Consider the following 26,770-nt stretch of genomic DNA (forward strand, 5'->3'; position numbering starts at 1 on the left):
GCCGTGGATTTTCGACTGTGCCGCGAAGAAGTCCTGGACGGCGATCAACTCGGCGCCATGCTTGCCGAAAGCCCGGCCCGCGCCGCCCAGGCGATTCTGACGGCCGCCAAGGCAGGCATCCTCGAAGGTCAGGCCTTGCTCGGGCAAATCCTGCTTGAAGGGCAGGGCATCGCCAAGGACCCGGCGCTGGCCTTGCGCTGGTTCGAAATCGCCGCCCACGGCGGGCACCTGATGGCGCGCAACATGCTCGGCCGTTGCCATGAGCACGGTTGGGGCTGCATGGCCAACGCCACCGCTGCTGCGCGGCATTATCGTCAGGCCGCCGAAGCCGGACTGGATTGGGGCTTGTACAACTACGCCAATCTGCTGGCGACCGGGCGCGGTGTGGTGGAGGACCAAGCCCAGGCGCTGGCCTGTTATCGACGTGCGGCTGAAATGGGCCACGCGAAGTCGATGAATCTGTTGGGGCGTTATCTGGAAGAGGGGCGATTTTGCCCGGTTGACTCGCCCGCCGCCCGCGATTGGTATCGACGCTCGGCCGAAGCCGGCGATTTTCGTGGCCAGTTCAGCCATGGCGCCGTTCTGGTGGAACAGGGGAGCCTCGCAGAAGGGTTGGTGTGGTTACGTCAGGCAATGCTTAACGGAAATCAGCGTTTCCTCCAGGTCAGTGCCCAACGGTTACGGGAAGCGTCCGAACCGTTGCTGACAGTGTTGGCTGAGGATTATGCAAATCATGAGCGAGCGCTTTTTGGCCAGGATTGAATGTTCGCTTTGTATAAGTAAAGTTGATTGTTTTCTGATTTGTATTCTTTTCTTATATGTGGCTGCCAAGGTTTGTTTGACATCGCTTTTATAAGTGTTCTAGTCTTTTTGTCAGCGTAACTTGGTGGGTTGATGTGTTGCGTAACAGCGATCGATTTCATGTCGTTCGAATTAAAGCATGTATGTAATTAATGGAATAATTATGAGCAATAACACATTGTGGGAGCGTTCATTACAGGGCGCGAACTACGAAAAAATTACCGAATTTGCGGCGCAGGTTCCAAAAGTTCTGTCCGATGCCTCCAAAGGTAATGCGGACGATGTAATGCGTGAAACCGGTTTGTTGCTGACAAAAAAACAAATCATCGATCTGAGAAGATACGAAGCGGCGGGTCTGGCACTTCCTTACACACTTAAGGATGTCACCGACTATTTGCGCTTTGGTGCCGATCAGGATGGCGGCGCCGGTCTCAGGGCCGCCGATTTCCTGAAGACGTTTACTGACACTCGCGATCATGCCAGGCGCTGGTCACCGTTACGTGAACGCATCATGGTTACCGGTACCGAGTTGAAACTGTTTGGCGCCAGCATGCAACGCTATGGCGAAGACATGGAGGAAGTCTACTTTGACCTCAAGTCCGTGCCGCTGCTTGAAAAATATAATGTCAAAACACTGGAACAGCTGAAGCAACTACAACTTGAGATGGGCGGCAGGTTTCCCGGGATAGCGCTGGAGTCGGACACAATTCCGGACATGAAGTTTTATCTGGGGAAAATATTCGAACGGGTTACATTCAATCTGGAAAACGTCCGAGGCATAAAAATTGACCTGGATAAGTTTGGTTATGATCTGCGAGAAAAAGTGCTTCCAGGTATCAAACTGAGAGTTGCACTGATTCAAACCAATTCCTATCCAGTCGAGGTGAAGAAACTTGATGAAGTGATCGCCCGTCGAGCCGCAGAGATTCTGGAAAAGAACACCCAATATCAGGCATTGGTCGACAAGGCTTTAAGCTCTGCGGCCGGGTTGAATATTTTTGGTTTGGGAATGGCCATTTACTACGGCGTAGAGGCTGAAGCCGTACGCACCGCGCGCAAAGAGCTCAACGCGTTGCAGGACAAGGATATTGAAGTCCTGAGAAGGATGAATCAAACCCTCGGTTCGTTGAAGCGTGTAGAGCAGGACCTGCAAAACCTGACGGTGATTGCCATCGATGCTGATCTGGCCACGCAGAATCTTATGCATGTCTGGAATGTGATGCATCGTTATGTCGATGAATCTTCGACAGCCATGTTGGGGATCACCGATGCGCTGTCGCTGAGACGGTTCATGTCGGCATTCCGGGAGGTCGTTGGCCCTTGGGTGCAAATCCACAACGATGCAGACTTGTTGATTGAAGTGTTCAAGGAGGCCGATCGGGAATATGGCCAATACCAAGGAATGGTGGTACCAAAAATGATGTCTTTTTCCAGCAAACTTGACTACCCAGTGTTGAACCTTCAGGCAATGAAGGACAGTCATTACGCAATGCGCGACGATGCGGTCGCAGCCGAAGCGCTTTTTATCCAGCTCAATTACCTGCCGGGTATATTCGATCGCTTTAAAAGGTTGCTCGGCGATGTCAGTGCCGCTGCCCGCGATCTGCGAGAGTCCAGCCTCAACAGCAAGATGGACTTGGAGTCCAAGGTTCGTAAGTTGATTGCTCTTGAAAAGGAACTGGCGGGCGCCGTGGAGGGCACAGAGGAGTTTGAGGAGATTGAGGAAGATCTCGCAGCGGCCTTAAAGAAGATGCTTGCCATTACTCGCAACGAAGCGGGCAAAGTGAGTATTCGTTTGGCCAACATCAGTGACGGCTATGACCAGCGCATCACACTGGGCTACATCGCAGGTCTGGAACAGGACCAGCTCAATGCCAGGGATGCCAGGCAAGCGCTAGGCGAGACCCGGATCAAGCTTCAGAGCGAACTCAAGGTGTTATCGGATGCAATCAGCGCTATTGAACAAGCCGGTATCGAAAAAATCGGCAAAGACATTGCGTTGACCATTGAAAAGCTCAAAGGGCTGGGCATGGCACCACCGCAAGCTCAGATCGTGATGTTTGCGATCGAAGAGCTGAAAAAAGCCATGACCGATATCGGCAGCGGTATTACGTTCATCGCCATGATCAATGAAAGTAACAAGCTTCAGGAAAAGATTAATGAGCTTGGCCGCAAGATTGCGCAGAAAGACAAGGATATTGACCAGTCGTTCAGCAAGGTCGAGTTTATTCACTTGATCCATGCGCTGGAAGAGCAACGCAATCGTTATGTTGGCGAGTACAAGCAGGCTGACGCCGCGTTCAAGCAATTCCTGACAGCTGTGGAGGGAAACAAGGTGGGTGATGTCGCGATGCGCAGCGCCAGTGCGATAAAAGACGCAGGCCGGTTCATCGGTTTTCTGGCGCCTTTATCACTGCCGTAACGACAGCGTTCACTGATGGCAGGGGGCTCGTCCCTCGAGGATGATGACTTCCTGCCTGATACCCGTCAGTAGAGTTTCCCACTTTGGCGATGCGCCAATGTCATCAGGTTATTTCCCATGTATGAATTCCTGCTCGCGGAGCGGCATTTTGGCTCTTTGAGAAAATACTTTGATTTTCTTCGCGCACTTCCTGCCACGTTGGATCAGTTAAAAAGCTATTCGGATAACTTGCAACGTCAGGGGCATGTGCTGACCACTCCCCCCGATGCCGAGCGCCTAAAGGTATTAGCTTCATTCAGTATCGGTTACCTGGAGCGGCTTGAGGTTGATATCCGCGCGTTGGGTAAAGTGTGTAATGAGAATTTGAGCTATATCGCTGCATTTGCCGACGAGTGTCGAAAAATAGCAAAAGAAACGCCTCAGAACGGTAGGCATGTCCGTATCAGCTCCGTGGATTTCAAACGTTTCAGCCTATCCGGTTCCCAATGGTGGATCTGGTTTCCTCCCTCGGATGTGAAAGGCCTGACTTTCGAGCTTTTCCACCGTTTGGGTCGAACCTCTTCCTCGCTGCTGGATTTCAAGGCTGTGCCAGAGGAGTTGTATTTTGATATCCACAACGTGTTTGAGCGTTTTTTCCGGTCGTTGACGTTGAAGCCGTGTGAGTGCCATTCGCACTATTCTCGGATTGAAGCCTGGTACGTGGTCAGTGGATCAAGTCTCCCGGGGATGAAGAATACTTCCAGTGCAGGCAGTTCTGCGCAGGCGCGTCAGGCCCGGTCGAATGAGCATCTGCGCGAACTGTTCGCGATCAAAACGGACGCCTGTTCTGCCATTCAAAATCTGAACGACTTCCTCTTCGCAATGCGCAGCTTTCTGATGACGGCAGAGCGTGAGTTACGGGACGTCAAACCGACCATGAAACTCTCGCAGTTGAATTGCGCCCTGGCGCAGGTCGAGCACGTGCTGAAAGAGGTCAAGTCGATGGCTGACCGAATGCAGCAATGGTCCCGGCCATAAAAAAAGGTCCATGACATGTCATGGACCTTTTGTTTTCAGCAAGCGGTAGTTACACGTAAAACGACTTCAGCGGCGGGAAGCCATTGAACTCGACGGCGCTGTAGCTGGTGGTGTACGCACCGGTCGACAGCCAGTACAGGCGATCACCGATGGCCAGGTTCAGCGGCAGGCCGTACTTGTAGTTCTCGTACATGATGTCGGCGCTGTCGCAGGTCGGGCCGGCGATGACCACTTCTTCCATCTCGCCTTTCTTCTCGGTCCAGATCGGGAACTTGATGGCTTCGTCCATGGTTTCGATCAGGCCGGAGAACTTGCCCACGTCGGTGTACACCCAGCGCTCGACGGCGGTGCGCGATTTTCGTGCAACCAGCACCACTTCACTGACCAGGATGCCGGCGTTGGCAATCAGCGAACGGCCCGGCTCCAGGATGATTTCCGGCAGGTCGTCACCAAAGTCTTCCTTGAGGAAACGGATGATTTCTTCGGCGTAGGTTTCCAGGCTGTTGGTGCGGGTGATGTAGTTGGCCGGGAAGCCACCGCCCATGTTGATCAGCTTCAGGTGGATGCCGTCTTCTTCTTTCAGACGCTCGAAGATCACTTTGACCTTGGCGATCGCTGCGTCCCAGACGCTGATGTCGCGCTGTTGCGAACCCACGTGGAACGACACACCGTAAGGCACCAGGCCCAGGTCGCGGGCCAGGATCAGCAGGTCCATGGCCATGTCGGTCTGGCAGCCGAATTTGCGCGACAGCGGCCAGTCTGCCGTGGTCGAGCCTTCGGTGAGGATGCGCACATAGACTTTAGAACCCGGTGCAGCCTTGGCGATGTTGCGCAGGTCGGCTTCGGAGTCGGTGGAGTACAGACGCACGCCCTTCTCGTAGAAGTAGCGGATGTCCTTGGATTTCTTGATGGTGTTGCCGTAGCTGATGCGGTCGGCGGTAACGCCCTGGCCCAGTACTTTGTCCAGCTCATAAATAGAAGCGATGTCGAAGCTCGACCCTTTCTCTTTGAGCAGGTCGATGATTTCGACGGCCGGGTTGGCCTTGACCGCGTAGTAAACCTTGGCGAATTCGAAGCCGGCGCGCAGGTCGTCATAAGCCTGGGAAATCATCGCGGTGTCGATGACCACGAACGGGGTTTCTTGCTTGTCGGCGAAGGCCTTCATTTTCTCAAAGGTATCGCGCGCGAAATAGTCTTCGACATTGATCGACATGCTGGGAACTCCTACTGGCAAACTGAAATTAACAATGGGTGCAAATGAACGTCCTCCGTATCCCCACTTTGGTTCGCCTACTTCCCAAGGCATGTCGCCGAAAGCAAAAAGGCCATGGGAACAGACGCTTCCCTTGGCCTTGCTGTCTCGTCGTCAGTACTTGAGCCGGATGGATCGTTTCCAGCATGGACGTTCGGCGCGAACTTTAGGACGTGAGGGGCTGGAGATCAACAAAAAATGTCGCGTTTCTGCACGCTTCCGTCGTGTGGTCCCGACAGTTACTGATGTAACCGACCCGGATGACAGGCTGATGTTCCCCGACTGGAGAGTTTGTGAGGGGATTTACATTGTCTTTTGTGGCGAGGGAGCTTGCTCCCGCTGGGGCGCGGAGCGGCCCCAAATCAGGTAGCGCGGTTCTTCTTTAAGACCGCACCGGCTGACCGTACGACTGCTTCGCAGCCGAGCGGGAGCAAGCTCCCTCGCCACAAAAGCACGGGTGTATCAGGCAGGTCAGGCCAACGCTGACTCAGCAGGTGAAACGATGCTGGTCTTGCCCCCACGAGACTTGCCGGAACTCAAATACTCGGCAATCGATTCCTGCGTCACCTCCCCGAGGAACACCCGCTCCGCATCCATCACCGGCAACCACGAGCGGTTGAACTCGTACATGCGCGACAGCAGGATGCGCAGGTGTTCGTCATACGCCGCCGTGGCGTTGAACTCGCGCAAATACTGGACGCAGGCGCCGCCCTGGCGGTGCAGGTCGCGGCGGCGCACGTAGCCCAGCGCCTTGTTGTCGGCGCACGTCACGACTACATAGCGACGGTCCAGTTCGTCCATCAACTCCAGGGCTTCAGCCACTGGCGTTTCCGGGCTCACTGACGGCGCGTTGTCCGCAGCGTCTTCGGCTTTCACCAGCAACAGACGCTTGAGGGTGCTGTCCTGACCGACGAAGTTACTGACAAAGTCATCCGCCGGGTGGGCGAGCAGGGTGTCTGGGTGGTCGATCTGCAACAGCTTGCCGGAGCGGAAGATCGCAATCTTGTCGCCCAGTTTGATCGCCTCATCAATGTCATGGCTGACCATGATCACGGTCTTGTTCAGCGCACGTTGCATCTCGAAGAACTCGTTCTGGATCATCTCGCGGTTGATCGGGTCGACCGCGCCGAACGGTTCGTCCATCAACAACAGCGGCGCATCCGCCGCCAACGCACGGATCACGCCGATCCGCTGCTGCTGACCTCCGGACAGTTCACGCGGGTAGCGATTCAGGTACTGCTTGGGCTCCAGCTTGATCATGCTCATCAACTCGCGGGCGCGGTCGTGGCATTTCTGTTTGTCCCAACCCAGCAGGCGCGGAACGATGGTGATGTTTTCCTCAATGGTCATGTTCGGAAACAGACCGATCTGCTGGATCACATAACCGATGTTGCGGCGCAGGGTGACCGCGTCGAGGTCGGTGGTGTCTTCGCCGTTGATCAGGATCTTGCCCGAGGTCGGCTTGATCAACCGGTTGATCATTTTCAGCGTGGTGCTTTTGCCGCAACCCGATGGCCCGAGGAACACACAGATTTCGCCTTCATTGACGGTCAGGCTTACCGAGTCCACGGCTTTCACATCTTTGCCGTTGCTTTGAAAAGTCTTGGTCAGGTTTTGAAGTTCGATCATTTGAGCAGTCCTTTTGGAGTCAGCGAACGTTGCAGCCATTGCAGAAGCAGGTCGGCGAAGATAGCCAGGAGACTGACCAGCACCGCGCCGACGATCAGCATCGACATGTCGCTGCGGCTGATGGAAGCGAGAATGAGCACACCCAGGCCACCGGCGCCGATGGTGGCGGCGATGGTCATGACGCCGATGTTCATGACGACGGCGGTGCGCACCCCGGCGAGGATCACCGGTACGGCAATGGGCAGTTCGACCATGCGCAGGCGCTGGCCGAAGGTCATGCCGATGCCGCGCGCGGCTTCGCGGATGCCCGGCTCGACGCCGGTCAGCGCCAGGTAGGTGTTACGCATGATGGGCAGCAGCGAATACAGAAACACCGCTGTGATGGCCGGCATCGGGCCCAGGCCCTGGCCGAACTTGGAGTAGAACGGCAGCAGCAGGCCGAACAGCGCAATCGACGGTACGGTCAGCAGCACCGTGGCACTGGCTTGCAGTGGACCGGCCAGTGACGGGAAACGCGTCATCAAAATGCCCAGCGGCACGCCGACCAGAATCGCCAGGGTCACGGCAATGCCGACCAGAGTGATGTGTTGCCAGGTCAGGTGCAGGACAAGCGGCCAGTCCAGGTGGGAAAAGGCGTTGAGAAATTCCATGGCTTTTCTTCCTCCGGCTACTGATCAGAAAGCAAGGGATGTTGGCGCAGGAAATCTGCGGCAACGGATGAAGGGCTTTCGTGGTCGACGTCGACCCGCGCGTTCAACTGGCGCAGGGTTTCGTCATCGAACAGCTCGGCCAGCGGCTTGAGCTGTTCGGCCAGTTGCGGGTGGGCGTCGAGGTAGACCTGACGCACCACGGGCGCGGCGGTGTAATCCGGGAAGTAATGCTTGTCGTCTTCCAGCAGTTTGAGTTTGAAGGCGTTCAGTCGACCGTCGGTGGTGTAGACCAGCCCCGCAAACACCTGGCCGTTGCGCAACGCGGTGTAGACCAGCCCGGCGTCCATCTGGCGGATATTTTTGCGGGTCAGGTTCATCCCGTAGAGCTTGACCATCCCTTGCAGACCGTCGGAACGGTTGGCGAATTCGGTGTCCAGGGCCACCAGGTGGTTTTCCTGCTGTTCAGCCTGCAACACCGTGTTCAGCTCGCTGATGGTGTTGATCTGCGGATACGCCTTCGCGGTGGTTTCTGGTAGCGCGAGGGCGTAGGTATTGCTGAATTTCGACGGGGTGAGCCAGACCAGGCCTTTTTTCGCATCGAGTTCTTTGACCCGTGCGTAGGACTGTTCGCTGTCGAGTGTCTCCGTCACATGGTTGTAGGCCACCAGCGACACGCCGGTGTATTCCCAGACCAGGTCCAGTTGGCCGCTTTCGTGGGCACTGCGGGCCAGATTACTGCCCAGACCGCCCGTCACGCGGGTGTCGTAGCCTTTGCTGCGCAGGTATTGGGAGGTGATTTCCGCCAGCAGGGTTTGCTCGGTGAACACCCGGGCGCCGATGCGGATGACTGGTTTTTCAGCGGCTTGGGCAAATCCTGCGAACAGCAGGACGCAGCCTAGTAAAAAGCTCAATGTCTTCATGATTATTCCTTCGCTCAGCCTGAATTAAGACTGGGGTAAACCGCGTTCCAGCCAGAGGCGGCTGGCCAGTGTCACCAGGCCGTCGAGCAGCAACGCCAGCAGGGCGGTGCAGGCCGCGCCGAGGATCAGTTGCGGCTGATTGTTCAGGGCAATGCCGGGGAAAATCAGGCTGCCCAGGCTGTTGGCGCCGATCAGGAACGCCAGTGGCGCGGTGCCGACGTTGATCGCCAGCGCGACCCGCACACCACCGACGATGATCGGCACGGCGTTCGGCAGTTCGACCCGCCAGAGCACCTGGCGCGGGGTCATGCCGATGCCGACGGCAGCTTCCTTGAGTGAACCCTGAACGTTTTTCAGACCCTCAAAGGTGTTGCGCACGATGGGCAACAGGGAGGCCAGGAACAGCGCGAAGATGGCGGGGCCGCTGCCGATGCCGAGGATACCCAGGGCGATGGCCAGTACGGCGAGAGGCGGGACGGTGTTGCCGATGTTGAAGAGTTGCATGAAGCGCTCTGCGCGCCCGACCATGCCGGGTCGGCTGAGCAGGATACCGGCGGGGATGCCCACAACGAGGGCGGCCAGCATGGAAGCGAGGACGAGAATCAGATGAGCTTGCAGGTAAAACAACAAATCGTCGCGGTAATGTTCGATCGTGTTGATGCCGATCCAGTGGATCAGCAGGGCCAGAAGGGCGACGACAACCGCTCCTCCTATCAGCCCTTTGCCATAGCGAATAGCCACAGGCGGACTCCTTTTTTTCTGTCGGCGAACACTTTTTCGCGTGGCTATGCCATTCCTGGCTGCCGAAAAAGTGATCGCGAGAAGCAGCTCGTTCGATGCCGGCAATGCGGCAAGAGATCGAGCCATAAGCGCAGCCCCGTCAGGCTGACTTGCTGATATTTCAGCCCCTGACGGTAAGCCGTAACAGGGGAGTGGACGTCTCGACTGTTTAAAAGGTTCCCATCATGTGCGGCATTTAGCCACCCCTGATGTGCTCAACGGTTCGGTTCTTGAGGCAAGTTGGGCTATAATCGCGGCCCTTTTTTGAATCACCTGCCAGGCGATTTCCCATGACCAAACAGGCCGCCGAAGTCGCGAAACGCCGCACTTTCGCCATTATTTCCCACCCCGATGCGGGTAAGACCACCATCACCGAGAAGCTCTTGCTGATGGGCAAGGCGATTGCCGTTGCCGGTACGGTGAAGTCTCGCAAATCCGACCGCCATGCCACCTCCGACTGGATGGAAATGGAAAAGCAGCGTGGTATCTCGATTACCACGTCGGTCATGCAGTTCCCGTATCGCGATCACATGATCAACCTGCTCGACACCCCGGGCCACGAAGACTTCTCGGAGGACACCTACCGTACCCTGACGGCGGTCGATTCGGCCCTGATGGTCCTCGACGGCGGTAAGGGTGTAGAGCCACGTACCATTGCGCTGATGGACGTTTGCCGTTTGCGTGACACGCCGATTGTCAGCTTCATCAACAAACTCGACCGTGACATCCGCGACCCGATCGAACTGCTCGACGAGATCGAAGCCGTCCTGAAGATCAAGGCTGCGCCGATCACCTGGCCGATTGGTTGCTACCGCGACTTCAAAGGCGTTTATCACCTCGCCGACGACTACATCATCGTCTACACCGCTGGCCACGGCCACGAGCGGACCGACGTGAAAATCATCGAGAAGCTCGACTCCGATGAAGCCCGCGCCCACTTGGGTGACGAGTACGACCGCTTCGTCGAACAGCTTGAACTAGTGCAAGGGGCTTGCCACGAATTCAACCAGCAGGAGTTCATGGACGGCCAACTGACCCCGGTGTTCTTCGGTACTGCGCTGGGCAACTTCGGTGTCGATCACGTGCTCGACGCCGTGGTCAACTGGGCGCCGAAACCGCTGGCCCGCGTTGCCAACGAGCGCACCGTGGAACCGGTGGAAGAGAAATTCGCCGGTTTCGTGTTCAAGATCCAGGCGAACATGGACCCGAAACACCGCGACCGTATTGCCTTCATGCGTATCTGCTCCGGCAAGTACGAAAAAGGCATGAAGATGCGCCACGTACGCACCGGCAAGGACGTGCGGATCGGCGACGCGCTGACCTTCTTCTCCTCGGAGCGTGAGCAACTGGAAGAAGCCTTTGCAGGCGACATCATCGGTTTGCACAACCACGGCACTATCCAGATCGGCGACACCTTCACCGAAGGCGAAGTCCTGGGTTTCACCGGCATCCCGCACTTCGCCCCGGAACTGTTCCGTCGCGTACGCCTGAAAGACCCGCTGAAATCCAAGCAACTGCGCCAGGGCCTGCAACAGTTGGCCGAAGAAGGCGCGACCCAGGTGTTCTTCCCGACTCGCAGCAACGACATCATCCTCGGCGCCGTCGGTGTGCTGCAGTTCGATGTGGTCGCCAGCCGTTTGAAAGAGGAATACAAGGTCGAGTGCTCCTACGAGCCGATCACCGTGTGGTCCGCCCGCTGGATCGATTGCAGCGACAAGAAGAAACTTGAGGAATTCACCAACAAGGCCGTGGAAAACCTCGCGGTCGACGGCGGTGGTCACCTGACCTACCTGGCCCCGACACGGGTCAACCTGGCGCTGATGGAAGAACGCTGGCCGGACGTGAAATTCCGTGCGACGCGTGAGCATCACTAAGCGCTGACGGGTAATGTTCGAAAGCCCACTGTGAAAGCAGTGGGCTTTTTTTTGCTTGTTGTCCCGTCCTGAATAAGGATGTTTTCAGCGTGCCAAGAGCGTTTGCTCGGTGGTGCTTTGTAGGTTTTTTTCCTGTCCCGTGTAGCTGCGTTCCCGATTTCTTTTTTCGAGCCTTTTTTGCACGACAACGGAGCTGTTGATAGCTAGCTTCAAGTGAGTAAATCGCAGGTGCTGCGACGGCCCACGAGCATAAGGAGTCGGCACAATGGATATGGTAAAAGCCAACGTTGCAATGCAGGCAAGACAATCGTCCTCCACTGCTATTCCTGTCATTGAGCGCTACTACGACTTGATTGTCAGCAGTGCGGGTGACTTTGAAATCAGTAGTTCGGATGATGAGTTCGAACCGTCCATGCGGTTACCGGAACTGGACGGTCGCATGCGTGAATTTCTTTCTGTCGCCACTGCGCAATTTTTCGAGATGGGAACGTACCGCGGGATGCCGCTGCGTTTGTTGGACCTGCGGCAAAACGCCAATACCCAAACGACCAAGACGTTCGCCTCGACGCTGATCGTTGCGAGAGCTGTTCGTCATATCCAGGAGACGGGCGACTCCATCCTGTTGTTTTCTCCCTCTTCCGGTAATAAGGCCATTGCACTGCGTGACGCGGTGTTACGTGCACTGAAAGCCAGGTTGGTTCATCCGGAGCAATTGCGCATTGTCACGCTGACACCGGCCCAAACGATTGGGAAATTACGCAAAACCGAGCTTTATGATGATCCTCGCTTGCGCATCCTGAACCCCATTTTTGTTCTTGATACGATGTCGCCAGAGGCCGTAAAGGTCATTGGGCAGCAGTTTAAAAAACTCTTCAACCAAAGCCCTCTCAACGAACTGAAACTGTGGCATTCGCTGCGACTCGAGAACTACCGCTTTTCTGATCAGGCTCGGGCATTTTTTGACTTCGAATATGGCGATGCCTGGGATTCTGACCGCCGAACCGTACATGTCCATGCAGTTTCCAGTGCCTATGGTCTTTTGGGCTACTGCTCAGGTGTAGAGGTATTGAAAAAGCACAAACAGCAGGTATCCACGCCTTCCTTCCTGCTGGTTCAGCATCTGTCGACCAGTGACATGGTTTTGCACCTGCTCGATGGAAATTTCGAGGGTGTTTCTACCCCGGCTTATACCCAGGCATCGAACGGTTTATGGGTTCAATCTGAATCACCGCACTTCCCAGAGACCACATGGAGTCCGGATGAAGTGCTTGAGCCAACGTTCTATACCCATCTACCGCCCACAGCAGTGGAAATGACTGAGCAGGTCAAGGCCAATGGCGGTTCGGGGATCGTTGTTTCGCTTTATGAATGTATGCAGCGCTACAGCGAATGTGCCCAATTGTTGGCTGATACGCCAGTGAAGTTGCCCAGCGATCCTCGGGATCTGAAAGAGTGGTCATTGGTTATGGCAATGACCGGTTGCCTGAATGCAATCGACCGCCAACTGTTGGATGGGATGGATGGATGCACTATTCACGCTTCGGGCTCCTATGGCCTGAACGACTATGAGCCTGTTCCTGCTGAGGGGTTGGTTTACATTGGCACAGCTGAAGAAATGATGGAAAACCTTCGTACGCCTCGTTCTCCATGAAGGCTGATCTCGTCGTGGCGCAGAAGGCACTGTTTCATTTTCGTATGTCTCGTGGATGCTCCAAAGCCGGAGAACCAGCAAGCATTATCTATCTGGGAGTGAAAGAGGGCCTGACCTACATCGCACCCTTTGTGGAACAGTGCTTTTTCGAGCGTTCAAGTGTCGAGCAGGAAGGAACTTTGGAGTTAACTCAACTGGGGGCCTTTCTGCAGCAGGCTCAAGTTGACATGACTTTCTTGATGGCGCCTTGTGACACTCTCCGGCAGTGCTATCAGTCTGGCGATATCGTAGGTGTAAGTCGCATTCATCAGGAGGTTGATGTTTCCTGTGGGTGGGAATACGTGCTGAGCCAGCTCTCCCAGCGTGAAAACAAGCGTCGGGTTCTGTCCGTTGAGCAAGGTTTTCACTTCGATGTTTCGTTTGAAGACGAAGACTTCTACTACTTCTATCGTGCTATGCATGCCCCAACGATGAATGCTCGCTATGGTCGATTTGCCCGAAGTGTGCAAGAGCAGGAGGCGTATCAGGCGTTGTTCAAGCGTGGGGTTCTGTTTCGCGTGTATCAGGGGGATGAGTGGGTGGCGGGGAGTGTTTCTCATATTGAGGAGTCTACCCGCACGCTGAACGCTCGGTTGATCGGTGTGAAAAGTGGTGCGGCGATTTATCGCGACAATGGGGCGCAGAACTATGTCTACCACTCAATCCTCGAATGGGCGGCTACTCAGCCGTCGATCAATCGTGTTGACTTCCAGGGGTGTGAGCCGTTTCTGAGCAAAGGTACTTTCCAGTACAAGAAGCGTTTTGGCACCCGAGCAGTTATTCCGGACAATGCATTTGGTCACTGGCGGTTATTGATTCGGGTGCAAGCGCTTAGCGCTTCTACCAGGCAATTCCTGATTAACAACCCACTTCTTGGAGAGGATGAAGAGGGTGGCTTACAGGCACAGTATTTTTTCGATGCAAAGCATGCCGTCCGCTCTGATATTCCTTTCGCCTCCAAGGGTATAGACAGCAGGGTGTGCCATAACCTGGATCATTTGCATGACTAGGTGGTTCGCCCCTTTTGCCCGGCTGTATACGTACTTCTGCCCAATGGCCTGGGTGCTTGCCGCACTGATTTTCATCAGTCGATTGAGTGCCATGGTCAAATTGTTCATGGCGTTGTATCTGCGCCAGGCGCTAGGGCTGCCAATCGAAACCGTCGGTTGGTTGTTGTCGGGGTATGGCGCAGGGTTATTGATCGGCTCCATGGGCGGTGGCCTGTTAAGCGACCATGTGTCTTCGTCACGGCTCACGTCTGCACTGTTCTTTGTATCTGCATGGGTATTGATTGCATTAGGGTTGGTCACGACCCTGTCTGTGCTGGCGGGGCTATTGCTGTTTAGTGGTTTACTCGATGGAGCGATTCGTACGTTACATCAGCGTTTGATCATGGAGTATTGCCAGGTTTCACAGCGTGCTCGCACGCAATCATTGAACCGTGTTGCCAGTAATCTGGGTATGGCGGTGGCAGGTGTGATGGGGGGCGTCCTGGCACAGGTGGATTTTCGTTGGGTGTTTTTTGCCAGTGCGGCCATGACACTTTCAGCGTTGATCTGGTTTGTTGGGGCGACACTCCATCGAGAGGTCCAGCCGCTGGATGAGTGTCCTGATACGGGGGGACGTACACCGTATAACGACAGAGCCTTTCTTTGGTTGTTGGCAGCCAGCGTTTTGCTCGGTCTTGCCTTTGAACCGGTGTACAGCATGCTGGGTAACTACTTGCTTGATTACTACCAACTGGGCGCTGAGATCATTGGATGGCAATTTGCGCTCAATGCCCTGTTAGTGGTGGTTCTGCAAATTCCTTTATCTCATTGGTGTGAACGCTGGGGTGCGCGTTGGCAACTGCTGGCAGGTAGCCTTTTGTTGGCTTGTGGGCTCGGAATGCTACCTTTTGGCTCCGGGGTGTTTTATGTCTGTCTGTCGACAGTGATTTGGACGATTGGCGAGATTCTGTTCATGCCAACCCTTAACGTACTGGTTATGCAGCGTGCGCAAACGGGGAGGAGCGGGCACTACTTTGGACTTTTCTCCATGTGCTGGAGCGCCAGTGTGCTGGTCTCTCCAACGCTCGGTGGCCAACTCTACGGTTATTTTGGTGGTCACAGCGTCTGGTTTGGCTGCGCGATACTGGCCATGTTGTCGATACCGCTGGTCTATCGCTCTGTTCCGTCCTGAAAATAACCGCTCGCGATAGTCATTAGTCCAAACCGGTCTTTTGGCAAAGGGCATTTAATGCGCTTCGTTAGCGTCCTATCTGGAGAATCCGGTCTATCCAGACTAGATTTCAGACAGCGCTACGGTCGTTGGGAAAACGGTCTGTGGCCACTCATGATTCACCTACGAAAGGATGAAATCGGCTATGAGCATTTTCCAACGCATTGTATTGCTCCTCAAAGTCCTGGTGATGCTATCGCTGGGGACTTCGGCGGCATGGGCCAGCAGTTCGCCTGTGCAGGCGCCAGGTTTTGTGGCGTCCGGTCACGTGCAGGGCAGTGGTCTGATGATCGCCAAATCGGAATCGGAACCCGGAGACGAAGGGCAGGGTGGTAGCAAAGGTGATGACGACTCGACAACCGATGAGCCTGATACGGATGACGAAGGCGATAGCCAGGGCTGAGCGGTCATGATGCAGGTAAAAGAAAACCCCTCCAGCAAGACTGATGCGCAATCCTGAGGAGGGGTTTGGTGAACACATTGAAGGCGCCCCGAGGGGCGCTTTTTCATGCCTGGTTTATACGAGGAACTGCTCCGCGTAGTGACAGGCCACTTGACGGGTGTCGAGCAGGCGCAGGGCTGGCTCTTCTTTGCTGCACCGTTCGGTGGCGTACGGGCAGCGCTTGTGGAACGCACAGCCGGATGGCGGGTTCAGCGGGTTGGGCAACTCGCCGACGATCTTGATTTTCGGCTTGGTCGGGTCCGGATGGATCGTCGGCGTGGCCGACAGCAGGGCCTGGGTGTACGGGTGCAGAGGACGGGTGTAGATGTCCTCTTTCGGGCCCATTTCCACCGGGCGGCCGAGGTACATCACCAGTACCTGGTCGGCGACGTGACGCACCACCGCCAGGTTGTGGGAGATGAACACGTAGGCGGTGTTGAATTCCTGCTGCAGGTCCATGAACAGGTTCAGTACCTGCGCCTGGATCGACACGTCCAGCGCCGACGTCGGTTCGTCCGCGACCAGCACTTTGGGTTGCAGCATCATCGCCCGAGCCAGGGCGATCCGCTGGCGCTGACCGCCGGAGAACATGTGCGGGTAGCGCTGGTAGTGCTCAGGCCGCAGACCCACCTGCTTCATCATCGCCTGGACTTTTTCACGGCGTTCGGCCGCAGACAGCTTGGTGTTGATCAGTAATGGCTCGGCAAGCTGATCACCGATTTTCTGCCGTGGGTTGAGCGACGCATAAGGGCTCTGGAACACCATCTGCACGTCTTTGCGCAGTTGCTTGCGTTCGGCCTTGTTGGCGCCAGTGACTTCTTGCCCAGCGATTTTGAGCGAGCCCGAGGATGGTTCTTCGATCAGCGTCAGGGCGCGGGCGAGGGTGGACTTGCCGCAGCCGGATTCGCCTACGACTGCGAGGGTCTTGCCGGCTTCGAGTTCGAACGACACGCCGTTGAGGGCGCGAACCAGTGCGGTGCCTTTGAACAGGCCGCGGGAGACTTCGTAGTGACGGGTCAGGTCACGGGCGGTGAGAACGACGGCCATTACGCCACCTCCTGATTCAAAGGATAGAAGCAGCGGGCGAGGCTGGCGCTTTTCGGGTCCAGGCCTGGACGTTGTTGACGGCAGCTGTCCTGCACATACGGGCAGCGTGGGGACAGCAGGCAACCTTGCGGACGGTCATAGCGGCCGGGAACGATGCCCGGCAGCGTGGCCAGGCGTGATGAACCCAGGCTGTGTTCCGGAATGGCCTTGAGCAATGCTTCGCTGTACGGGTGCGCCGGAATGTCGAACAACTGCGGCACCTGACCGACTTCTACTGCTTGGCCTGCGTACATCACGCATACGCGCTGGGCGGTTTCCGCCACGACCGCGAGGTCGTGGGTGATCAGCACCAGGCCCATGTTCTGCTCTTTTTGCAGGGCGAGCAGCAGGTCCATGATCTGCGCCTGAATCGTCACGTCCAACGCGGTGGTCGGTTCGTCGGCGATCAGCAGTTTCGGTTCACCGGCAATCGCCATGGCAATCGCCACACGCTGGCTCATACCGCCGGAGAGCTGGTGCGGGTAGGCGTCCATGCGGCTCGCGGCGCCCGGTATTTCGACTTTTTCCAGCAGTTCGATGGCGCGTTTGCGAGCGGCTTTACCGGACATTTTCAGGTGCAGGCGCAGCACTTCTTCAATCTGGAAGCCGACGGTGTAGCTTGGGTTCAGCGCGGTCATCGGGTCCTGGAAGACCATGGCCAGGTCTTTGCCGACAATCCGGCGACGCTGGCGCGCATTGAGCTTGAGCATGTCCTTGCCGTCGAAGCTGAGGGAGTCAGCGGTGACGATGCCGGGATGCTCGATCAGGCCCATCAGCGCCATCATGGTCACGGACTTGCCGGACCCCGACTCGCCCACGATGGCCAGGACTTCGCCCTTGTCCACGGTCAGGTCCAGGCCATCGACCACGGGAACGGCGGTGGCGTCGCCGAAGCGAACGTTGAGATTCTTGATTTCTAGCAGTGACATGGGAATCTCCTCAGGCGGCGTTCTTGAGTTTCGGGTCCAGCGCATCGCGCAGGCCGTCGCCCATCAGGTTGATTGCCAGCACGCTGAGCAAAATGGTCAGGCCAGGCAGACTCACCACCCACCAGGCGCGTTCGATGTAGTCGCGAGCCGAAGCCAGCATGGTGCCCCACTCCGGGGTTGGCGGTTGTACGCCAAGGCCGAGGAAGCCCAGTGCCGCGGCGTCGAGAATTGCCGAGGAGAAACTCAGGGTGGCCTGAACGATCAGCGGCGCCATGCAGTTGGGTAGCACAGTGATGAACATCAGGCGCGGCAGGCCGGCACCGGCCAGGCGTGCAGCGGTCACGTAGTCGCGGTTCAGTTCACCCATCACCGCGGCGCGGGTCAGACGAACATAGGACGGCAGGGACACGATGGCGATGGCGATCACGGTGTTGATCAGGCCAGGGCCGAGGATGGCGACAATCGCCACGGCCAGCAGCAGGGACGGCAGGGCCAGCATGATATCCATCAGGCGCATGATGGTTGGGCCGAGCACGCGCGGGAAGAACCCGGCCAGCAGGCCCATCAGGATCCCAGGGATCAACGACATGACCACCGACGACAGGCCGATCAGCAAGGACAGGCGCGAACCCTGGATCAGGCGCGACAGCAGGTCGCGACCCAGTTCATCGGTGCCCAGCAGGAACTGCATCTGCCCGCCTTCCAGCCAGGCCGGAGGCGTCAGCAGGAAATCGCGGTACTGCTCGCTCGGGTTATGTGGGGCAACCCAGGGCGCGAAGATCGCGCAGAAGACCACCAGCGTCATGAACATCAGGCCGGCGACGGCGCCCTTGTTCTTGGAGAACGCTTGCCAGAACTCTTTGTAGGGCGATGGATAAAGCAGGCTGGTGTCGACTGCTACGGAGGTTGTTGGAGTACTCATTCGTAGGGTCTCAGCGCTGGTGACGGATGCGTGGGTTTGCGAAGCCATAAAGAATATCCACTACAAAGTTGACCAGAATCACCAGGCAGGCGATCAGCAGGATGCCGTTTTGCACCACGGGATAGTCCCGGGCGCCAATGGCTTCGATCAGCCATTTGCCAATGCCGGGCCACGAGAAGATGGTTTCGGTCAGGACCGCGCCAGCCAGCAATGTGCCGACTTGCAGGCCAACCACGGTCAGCACTGGGATCAAGGCGTTGCGCAGGCCGTGAACGAACACCACGCGCGCCGGCGACAGGCCTTTGGCCCGGGCGGTGCGGATATAGTCTTCACGCAGTACTTCAAGCATCGAGGAGCGGGTCATCCGGGCGATCACCGCCAACGGGATGGTACCGAGCACGATGGCCGGGAGGATCAGGTGATGCAGGGCGTCGAAGAACGCACCGGTGTCATCGGCCAACAGGGTGTCGACGAGCATGAAGCCGGTTCTCGGCTCGATGTCGTAGAGCAGGTCGATCCGCCCGGAAACCGGGGTCCAGCCCAGGGAAACCGAGAAGAACATGATGAGGATCAGGCCCCACCAGAAGATCGGCATCGAATACCCGGCAAGGGAGATGCCCATCACGCCATGGTCGAACAGGGACCCTCGCTTCAGCGCCGCGATCACCCCGGCCAGGAGCCCGAGAACGCCGGCGAACAGCAGGGCAGCCATGGACAGTTCCAGGGTCGCAGGGAACAGGGATGTGAACTCGCTCCACACACTTTCACGGGTTCGCAGGGATTCACCCAGGTCGCCGTGCGCCAGTTTGCCGATGTAGTCCAGGTATTGGGCATACAGCGGTTTGTTCAAACCAAGGCGTTCCATTGCCTGGGCGTGCATTTCGGGGTCGACCCGACGTTCGCCCATCATTACTTCCACGGGGTCGCCAGGGATCATGCGAATCAACGCGAAAGTCAGCAAGGTGATGCCGAAGAACGTGGGGATCAACAGTCCCAATCGGCGGGCAATAAAACTAAACATCTTCAGGTGTACCTCATCAGCCGGTTAGGCGTTCCCGGCAGCGTTGGGGTCAACGTTGCCGGGCGTTTCTTATCTACTTCACTTTGGTCGTAGCGAAGTTGTTAGTGGTCAGGGGGCTAATGTGATAACCCTCGACGTTGTTGCGCATGGCCGTAAACATACGCGTGTGCGCGATGCTGATCCATGGCTGGTCCTGGTGGAAAATCGCCTGGGCCTGCTCATAGAGCGCTGCACGTTCGACCGGGTCGGTTTTTGCACGCGCCTGGTCGATCAATGCCTGGAACTTCTCGTTGCACCAGCGCGCGTAATTTTCGCCGTTCTTGGCGGCCTCACAACTGAGCATAGGCGTCAGGAAGTTGTCCGGGTCCCCGTTATCTCCCGCCCATCCGGCCGAGACCATATCGTGCTCGCCGTTCTTCGCGCGCTTGAGCATTTCGCCCCATTCCATCACGCGGATGTCGACCTTGATCCCGACCTTGGCCAGGTCCGCCTGCATCATTTGTGCGCCGAGCATCGGGTTCGGGTTGGTCGGGCCGCCGCCGTTACGGGTGAACAGGGTGAGCACCGTGCCTTCCGGTACGCCGGCTTCCTTGAGCAGGGCGCGGGCCTTGTCCAGGTCGTGAGGCGGGTTCTGCAATGCGTGGTTGTAACCCAACAGGGTTGGCGGGTATGGGTTGACGGCGACGCTGGCATTGCCCTTGCCGAACAGCGCGTTGACGTAGGCCCGCTTGTCGAAGGCGATTTCAATCGCCTGGCGCACACGTACATCGCTCATGTATTTGCGGGTGGTGTTGAGCGCGGTGTACGAGGTGGTCATCGCCTCGATTTCCTCGACCTTCAGGTTGGGATCAGCCTTGAGGTTGGGGATGTCATCGGGTTTTGGATAGAGGGCGATCTGGCACTCGTTGGCCTTGAGTTTCTGCTGGCGCACGTTGTTGTCGATAGCGATGGCCAGAATCAGTACTTCGCTCGGTGGTGCACCGCGGAAGTAGTCGGTGTTGGCTTTGAAGCGAACCTGGGCGTCCTTGGCGTAGCGCTGGAACACAAACGGGCCAGTGCCGACAGGTTTGTTGTTGAGGTCGGCGGTCTTGTTGGCCTTGAGCAACTGGTCGGCGTATTCGGCCGGGTAGATCGAGGCGAACGCCATGGCCACGTCGGGCAGGAACGGCGCCTCGGGACGGGTCAGGGTGAACCTCACGGTGTGCTCGTCGACTTTCTCGACGCTTTTGAGCAGTTCCTTGAAGCCCATGCTTTCAAAGTACGGGAAGCCCACGCTGGACTTGTCATGCCAGGGGTGTTTCGGGTCCAGCTGACGCTGGAAACTCCAGACCACGTCGTCGGCATTCAGGTCGCGGGTCGGCTTGAAATAATCGGTGGTGTGGAACTTGACGCCTTTGCGCAAATGGAACGTGTAGGTCAGGGCGTCCGGGCTGATGTCCCAGGACTCGGCCAGTGCAGGGACCACTTCGGTGGTGCCGGGCTTGAAGTCCACCAGGCGATTGAAGATAGTTTCGGCCACCGCATCGGCTGTGACTGCAGTCGTGTACTGGACCATATCGAAGCCTTCCGGGCTGGCTTCGGTACAGACCACCAAGGGTTTGGCCGAGGCGCCAACGGCGACACTCAGCAGCGCGGCGGCGATGGCCGCTCGTAAAGGAAGCATTTTCATCAAGAACCCCCTGCAATCGGTTGAACCAGAAATGCTGAACGGCTGATTCCTCATGAATCAGCCGTTCACCTGGTGCTTAAAGAATGTTGAATGGAATGGTGGTAACCAGACGGAATTCGTTGATGCTGCCGTCAGACTGTTCTTTGGAAGCGCGGTGTGCGGTGTAGGTCGCGCGAATCGTGGTGGCTTTCAGCGGACCGCTTTGAACTGCGTAGGCAGTCCCGATGCCGTATTCATAGTGGCTTTCACCGTTCTGCGTCTGGATACCGTCGTAGCCTTTACCTTCTACACCGCGGTTGCCGGTGTAGTGAGTACCGTCGATGCCCCAGCCGCGAGCCTGGTAGATGTTGAACTTCAGGCCTGGCACGCCGTACTCGGCCATGTTCAGACCGTAGGCGATCTGGAACGATTTTTCGTTCGGGCCGTTGAAGTCGGACAACAGGGAGTTGGCCAGGTAGATGCCGTTGGTTTCGTGCAGGTAGTCGAAGTACTCGTTACCGTTCACTTCCTGGTACGAGAAGGTCAGGCTGTGAGCCTGGTGAGTCAGGCCGAACGACAGGGAGTAGGTATCGTTGTCGATGTCGCCCATCAGTTTCTTGCCGGTATCGACCGTTTTGTAATAGTTCAGGCCGGTGGTCAGGCTCAGGACCGAGCTGTCGCCCAGTTCGTGGGTGGCGCCGAAGTAGTACTGGTTCCACAAGTCTTCGACCTGGGAGCCGTACAGGCTGGTTTTCAGGCTTTTGAACGGCTGATAGGCCAGGCCCACGATGCTGACTTTGTCGGCTTCGGTTTTGTTGCTGGCGTACTCGGAGCGGAACTTCGCCAGGCTTTGCTCGGTACGTGGCGAGACACGGTCGAAGACGCCTGCGTCGAATGACAGGTTGTTCAATTCTTCACTGTGCAGGCTCACCCCTTCAAAGCTCGAAGGCAGCGCACGGTTGCCGATGACATCGACAATCGGGGTGCTGTAGTTCTGGCGACCGGCGGTCAGGGTGGTGTTCGATACGCGGAACTTGACGTTGGCCAGGCCCAGTTTGCTCCACTGGCCCACAGCATCCTTGCCACCATCGGCGAGTGTACGGTTGGAGCCGCCGGCGATGTCTTCCTGGTCGCGGATCAGGGCAATTTCATTGTAGGCCGCGACTTCGGTGCTCACACCCACGGTGCCTTCGGTAAAACCGGAGGTGTAGTTGAGGATGGTGCCTTGCGTCCAGTTGTAACGACGAGAGACCTTGGTCGGGTTTTTGTCGGTCTTTTCTTTCTTGTAGCTGAAGCGGCTATCACGTCGCTTCATTTCGTTGGAGTACCAGTTACGCGTCGTGCCCCCCAGGCTCTGACCCTCGACAAACCCCTTGGCTTCGGCCTGGGCGTTGGTGGTGTTCAGGCCGGTCGGAACGAAGTCCTGGCTGACGTTCTCGGCGTACGCGGTGGCCGTAATGCTACTGATGGCTAAAGCCAATAATGCGGTGCTGCTCAGTTTCATGGGTGAAGCTCCTTTCTTTCTTTTTTTAGTGCCGGTCTTTTTTGGTGATCCGGCTATCGGTTTGGAACTCATTCAAAGCACCGCAAACGTTTGCCGGGAGCACGATTGCCGATTTCAGGCGACACGTTTGCGTGAGGGCGAGAAACGCCCCCAGCGGTTTGGCTAAACGGTTACTGGTCTATGCCGACACCCGAGAAAACGTTACGGCCGAAGGGACTGACCTTGAATCCTTCGACTTTGGCGCTCAACGGCTGGTTGACCGTCGAGTGGGCGACAGGCGTGATCGGCACTTGCTGCTTGAGCAATTGCTGCGCCTGTTTGTAAAGCACCGTGCGTTGATCACGGTCGGTGACAACCTTGGCTTGCTTGATCAGCTTGTCGTATTGCGGGTCACACCACATGGAGTAGTTGTTGCCGCCAATCGCGTCGCAGCTGTACAGCGTGCCGAGCCAGTTGTCCGGGTCCCCGTTGTCGCCGGTCCAACCGATCAGGCTGATGTCGTGCTCGCCATTCTTGGTGCGCTTGATGTATTCGCCCCATTCGTAGCTGACGATCTTCACTTTCAGGCCGATCTTGGCCCAGTCAGCCTGGAGCATCTCGGCCATCAGTTTAGCGTTCGGGTTGTATGGACGCTGGACCGGCATGGCCCAGAGGGTAATTTCAGTGCCTTCCTTGACCCCGGCAGCCTTGAGCAATTCCTTGGCTTTTTCCGGGTTGTAGGCGGTGTCCTTGATGGTTTCGTCGTAGGACCATTGCGTTGGCGGCATGGCGTTGACCGCCAGTTGACCGGCGCCCTGGTACACGGCGTTGAGGATGCCCTGCTTGTTCACCGCCATGTCCAGTGCCTGGCGCACTTCGAGCTGGTCGAAGGGTTTGTGCCGCACGTTATAGGCGATGTAGCCAAGGTTGAACCCCGGCTTTTCGATGAGTTTGAGTTTCGGGTCGTTCTTCAACGCTTCAACGTCGGCCGGGCGCGGGTGCAGGGTAATCTGGCATTCGCCGGCCTTGAGTTTTTGCACGCGGACGGAGGCGTCGGTGTTGATGGCAAAAATCAGTTGGTCGAGCTTGACGCGGCTCGGGTCCCAGTACTGTTTGTTGCCGGCGTAACGGATCTGCGAGTCTTTCTGGTAGCGCTGGAACACGAAAGGCCCGGTACCGATCGGCTTCTGGTTGATCTCGCTCGGCTTGCCGGACTTGAGCAACTGGTCGGCGTACTCGGCCGAAAGGATCGCGGCGAAGCTCATGGCGATGTTCTGGATGAACGCGGCGTCGACGCTGTTGAGCGTCATGACCACGGTCAGCGGCCCGGTCTTTTCGACCTTCGCGATGTTTTTGTTCAGGCTCATCCCGGTGAAGTACGGGAACTCGGTGGGGTAAGCCTTGCGGAAAGGGTGCTCGGAGTCGAGCATGCGATTGAAGGTGAACAGCACATCGTCGGCGTTGAAATCGCGGCTCGGCGTGAAGTACTTGGTGGTGTGGAACTTCACCCCTTCGCGCAGGTGGAAGGTGTACGTGAGGCCATCTTCGGAAATATCCCATCTCGTCGCCAGACCAGGTACGACAGTGGTCGCGCCTTTTTCGAACTCGGCCAGTCGGTTGTACAGCGGCTCCGCGGCATCGTTGTCGGTCGCCGTGGTGTACTGCGCGGTGTCAAAGCCGGCCGGGCTGCCTTCAGAGCAAAACACCAGGCTGTTGTTGGCGGCCTGGCTGATGGAGGTGGCGGCCAACAGGCCGGTACCCAGCAATGCGGATAAAACCAAGGTATGACGCATGACGCTCCCTCTCTTTTTTTATTGATTGCAGCGGGGGCATCGTCCCGTCCGGGGACGTGCAGGCCTCGCTGAGTTCAAACCATCACGTGCAGCAAACGCCAGCCCGGATCGCAGGTTTACCGCGCCTAGACGGTATGAGCCGAAGGTGGGGCAGTAAATGCGTAGGGCCTGAAAGACACGTAGGAAAAGGCAACACGTCCTGATACCGCTGCAGTGTTATGCAGTAGGTTCGAGGTACGCGAGTTCCTGCGGTCCTGGCAGATAAAGCAACGGCGCCGTTAAAAAAACGCCGCCGTTGCTACACCTTATTTGCTGACGCTGACGCCGTAGAAGGAGTTCAGACCAAACGGGCTGATCTTGAAGTCCTGCACGGTGTTGCGCATGGGTTGATACACCGTCGAGTGAGCGATAGGTGTCATCGGGACGGCATCTTTGAGGAGGTGTTGCGCCTGCTTGTACAGCTCGGTGCGTTTGCCAACGTCCGTGGTGGCTTTGGCTTCCTTGATGATGGTGTCGTACGGCTTGTCGCACCATTTGGAGAAGTTGTTGCCGCTCAGGGAGTCGCAACCGAACAGCACGTTGAGCCAGTTGTCCGGGTCACCATTGTCGCCGCTCCAGCCAATGATCATTGCCTGGTTCTCGCCGCCCTTGGAACGCTTGATGTACTCGCCCCATTCGTAGCTGACGATATTGACCTTGAGGCCAATCTTCGCCCAGTCCGATTGCAGCATCTCGGCCATCAGCTTGGCGTTGGGGTTGTACGGACGCTGAACCGGCATGGCCCACAGGGTGATTTCGGTGCCGGGTTTGACGTCGGCTTTTTTCAGCAGCTCCTTGGCCTTCTCAGGGTCGTACTTGGCGTCCTTGATGGTGGTGTCGTAAGACCATTGGGTCGGGGGCATGGCGTTGACGGCCAGTTGGCCAGCACCTTGGTAAACCGAGTCGATGATTTGCTGCTTGTTCACCGCCATGTCCAGCGCCTGGCGCACTTCGAGCTTGGCCAACGGGTTGGCGTCGGTGCGGCCCTTGAGCACAGGCATGACGTTGTAGGCGATGTAGCCGAGGTTGAAACCGGCCTGATGCGGCAGTTTCAGGTTCTTGTCTTCACCCAGGGCCTTGAGGTCGGCCGGACGCGGGAAGAGGGTGACCTGGCACTCGTCTTTTTTCAGCTTCTGGATACGTACCGACGGGTCGGTGGTGATGGCGAAGATCAGGTTGTCGATCTTCACGTCTTCAGGCTTCCAGTAATCCTTGTTGCCGGTGTAGCGGATGTTGGAGTCTTTCTGGTAGCTCTTGAACACAAACGGACCAGTGCCGATCGGCTTCTGGTTGATGTCGCCCGGCTTGCCTTCCTTGAGCAGCTTGTCGGCGTACTCGGCGGACTGAATAGAGGCGAAGCTCATGGCCAGGTTCTGGATGAACGCGGCGTCTACCGTGCCCAGAGTGAACTTGACGGTCTTGTCGTCGATTTTTTCGATTTGCTTGATGTTGGTGTCCATCCCCATGTCCGTGAAGTACGGGAACTCGGTGGGGTAGGCTTTGCGGAACGGCATGTCTTTGTCGATCATGCGGTTGAAGGTGAACAGCACGTCATCGGCGTTGAAGTTACGGGTCGGCGTGAAATAAGACGTGGTGTGGAACTTCACCCCATCGCGCAGATGGAAGGTGTAAGTCAGGCCATCCGGGGAAATGTCCCAGCTGGTGGCCAGGCCAGGAACAACGGCGGTGCCGCCTCGTTCGAACTGGCTCAGACGGTTGAACATGGTTTCTGCTGAGGCGTCGAAGTCGGTTCCGGTGGTGTACTGGCCTGGGTCGAAACCGGCCGGACTCCCTTCGGAGCAAAACACCAGGTTAGTCGCAGCGACGGCGAAAGGTGCGCTAGCTAACAAGCTTGCGCCGACTAAAAACGGAATGACCGCGTGTTTAAGCATGTTGGCCTCATGATTGTTGTCATTTTTGGAATTAGAGGGCGACCTCGTGAGTCGACCTGCGGATACTTATGCAGGCCCCATACCCAATGCAAGATCCAGAGCGGCTACAAGCCTTAAACAGTGGCACGAACGTACCTTAATGTCGCATATGTATAAAACTTGACGCATTTGACCGTTTGCGGAGGTTTTTTTCGGTGCAAGCGACGCACCGTAGAGGGGCGACCGGAGCGTCTAACGCACTCGGTTGGGGCGTGGGTGTT

General features: G+C 57.1%; 21 protein-coding genes. 8 read left to right on the forward strand and 13 right to left on the reverse strand.

From position 1 onward, the window contains the following. The first annotated feature begins 3 nt into the window (after window positions 1-3). The 3 genes from AABM54_RS04440 to AABM54_RS04450 all read left to right on the forward strand — a co-directional run bounded on the left by AABM54_RS04440 (window position 4) and on the right by AABM54_RS04450 (window position 4,240). Entirely contained in the window at window positions 4-762 is a 759-nt protein-coding gene (locus AABM54_RS04440) for a tetratricopeptide repeat protein (protein WP_347904047.1), read from the forward strand. A gap of 202 nt (window positions 763-964) precedes the next feature. Further along, a complete protein-coding gene (locus tag AABM54_RS04445; RefSeq protein WP_347904049.1) occupies window positions 965-3,223 on the forward strand; it encodes an alpha-xenorhabdolysin family binary toxin subunit A in 2,259 nt (752 codons plus the stop codon). A gap of 117 nt (window positions 3,224-3,340) precedes the next feature. Next, window positions 3,341-4,240, forward strand: coding sequence for a hypothetical protein (locus AABM54_RS04450; RefSeq protein WP_347904051.1), 900 nt, complete (start codon window positions 3,341-3,343; stop codon window positions 4,238-4,240). A gap of 49 nt (window positions 4,241-4,289) precedes the next feature. Here AABM54_RS04450 and AABM54_RS04455 read toward each other — a convergent pair whose 3' ends face one another. From AABM54_RS04455 to AABM54_RS04475, 5 genes are all read right to left on the reverse strand, one after another. Next, the gene (locus AABM54_RS04455; RefSeq protein ID WP_347904053.1) at window positions 4,290-5,453 is read right to left on the reverse strand and encodes a type III PLP-dependent enzyme; all 1,164 of its coding nucleotides are present in this window, start codon (window positions 5,451-5,453) and stop codon (window positions 4,290-4,292) included. Window positions 5,454-5,963: 510 nt separating this feature from the next. After that, entirely contained in the window at window positions 5,964-7,121 is a 1,158-nt protein-coding gene (locus AABM54_RS04460; RefSeq protein WP_347904055.1) for an ABC transporter ATP-binding protein, read from the reverse strand. Further along, window positions 7,118-7,771 (reverse strand): ABC transporter permease, encoded by a 654-nt coding sequence (locus AABM54_RS04465; protein WP_347904056.1) that lies wholly within the window; start codon window positions 7,769-7,771, stop codon window positions 7,118-7,120. Before AABM54_RS04465 ends, AABM54_RS04460 begins: the two co-directional genes overlap by 4 nt. A gap of 17 nt (window positions 7,772-7,788) precedes the next feature. Beyond that, a complete protein-coding gene (locus AABM54_RS04470) occupies window positions 7,789-8,691 on the reverse strand; it encodes a glycine betaine ABC transporter substrate-binding protein (RefSeq protein WP_347904058.1) in 903 nt (300 codons plus the stop codon). A gap of 24 nt (window positions 8,692-8,715) precedes the next feature. Continuing rightward, window positions 8,716-9,432 (reverse strand): ABC transporter permease, encoded by a 717-nt coding sequence (locus AABM54_RS04475; RefSeq protein WP_347904059.1) that lies wholly within the window; start codon window positions 9,430-9,432, stop codon window positions 8,716-8,718. Between the two features lie 329 nt (window positions 9,433-9,761). Between AABM54_RS04475 and AABM54_RS04480 the strand changes: the two genes are divergently transcribed. From AABM54_RS04480 to AABM54_RS04500, 5 genes are all read left to right on the forward strand, one after another. After that, window positions 9,762-11,345, forward strand: coding sequence for a peptide chain release factor 3 (locus AABM54_RS04480; RefSeq protein ID WP_347904060.1), 1,584 nt, complete (start codon window positions 9,762-9,764; stop codon window positions 11,343-11,345). A 265-nt stretch (window positions 11,346-11,610) separates the two neighbouring features. Continuing rightward, a complete protein-coding gene (locus tag AABM54_RS04485) occupies window positions 11,611-12,996 on the forward strand; it encodes a DUF6002 family protein (protein ID WP_347904061.1) in 1,386 nt (461 codons plus the stop codon). Next, a complete protein-coding gene (locus AABM54_RS04490; RefSeq protein ID WP_347904063.1) occupies window positions 12,993-14,045 on the forward strand; it encodes a hypothetical protein in 1,053 nt (350 codons plus the stop codon). Before AABM54_RS04485 ends, AABM54_RS04490 begins: the two co-directional genes overlap by 4 nt. After that, window positions 14,038-15,216 (forward strand): MFS transporter, encoded by a 1,179-nt coding sequence (locus AABM54_RS04495; protein ID WP_347904065.1) that lies wholly within the window; start codon window positions 14,038-14,040, stop codon window positions 15,214-15,216. Before AABM54_RS04490 ends, AABM54_RS04495 begins: the two co-directional genes overlap by 8 nt. 184 nt (window positions 15,217-15,400) lie before the next feature. Further along, the gene (locus AABM54_RS04500) at window positions 15,401-15,658 is read left to right on the forward strand and encodes a hypothetical protein (protein ID WP_347904066.1); all 258 of its coding nucleotides are present in this window, start codon (window positions 15,401-15,403) and stop codon (window positions 15,656-15,658) included. Window positions 15,659-15,772: 114 nt separating this feature from the next. Here the strand turns inward: AABM54_RS04500 and AABM54_RS04505 are convergent, their stop codons facing one another. From AABM54_RS04505 to AABM54_RS04540, 8 genes are all read right to left on the reverse strand, one after another. Next, window positions 15,773-16,744, reverse strand: a complete 972-nt coding sequence (locus AABM54_RS04505; RefSeq protein WP_347904067.1) for a peptide ABC transporter ATP-binding protein — start codon at window positions 16,742-16,744, stop codon at window positions 15,773-15,775. Continuing rightward, the gene (locus tag AABM54_RS04510; protein ID WP_347904069.1) at window positions 16,744-17,712 is read right to left on the reverse strand and encodes an ABC transporter ATP-binding protein; all 969 of its coding nucleotides are present in this window, start codon (window positions 17,710-17,712) and stop codon (window positions 16,744-16,746) included. The genes AABM54_RS04505 and AABM54_RS04510 overlap by 1 nt, the downstream gene beginning before the upstream one ends. Before the next feature lie 10 nt (window positions 17,713-17,722). Next, a complete protein-coding gene (locus tag AABM54_RS04515; RefSeq protein WP_347904071.1) occupies window positions 17,723-18,634 on the reverse strand; it encodes an ABC transporter permease subunit in 912 nt (303 codons plus the stop codon). A gap of 10 nt (window positions 18,635-18,644) precedes the next feature. Then, window positions 18,645-19,655: an ABC transporter permease subunit gene (locus AABM54_RS04520; RefSeq protein ID WP_347904073.1), complete on the reverse strand. Its 1,011-nt coding sequence runs from the start codon at window positions 19,653-19,655 to the stop codon at window positions 18,645-18,647. Window positions 19,656-19,728: 73 nt separating this feature from the next. Continuing rightward, window positions 19,729-21,324 (reverse strand): ABC transporter substrate-binding protein, encoded by a 1,596-nt coding sequence (locus tag AABM54_RS04525; RefSeq protein WP_347904074.1) that lies wholly within the window; start codon window positions 21,322-21,324, stop codon window positions 19,729-19,731. Between the two features lie 76 nt (window positions 21,325-21,400). After that, complete coding sequence (locus AABM54_RS04530; protein ID WP_347904075.1) at window positions 21,401-22,807, reverse strand: OprD family porin; 1,407 nt, start codon at window positions 22,805-22,807, stop codon at window positions 21,401-21,403. A 170-nt stretch (window positions 22,808-22,977) separates the two neighbouring features. Beyond that, the gene (locus AABM54_RS04535) at window positions 22,978-24,579 is read right to left on the reverse strand and encodes an ABC transporter substrate-binding protein (RefSeq protein ID WP_347904076.1); all 1,602 of its coding nucleotides are present in this window, start codon (window positions 24,577-24,579) and stop codon (window positions 22,978-22,980) included. A gap of 305 nt (window positions 24,580-24,884) precedes the next feature. Next, window positions 24,885-26,510, reverse strand: coding sequence for an ABC transporter substrate-binding protein (locus AABM54_RS04540; RefSeq protein ID WP_347904078.1), 1,626 nt, complete (start codon window positions 26,508-26,510; stop codon window positions 24,885-24,887). Window positions 26,511-26,770: the final 260 nt, after the last annotated feature.

This window comes from Pseudomonas purpurea (assembly GCF_039908635.1).
Lineage (GTDB): Bacteria > Pseudomonadota > Gammaproteobacteria > Pseudomonadales > Pseudomonadaceae > Aquipseudomonas > Aquipseudomonas purpurea.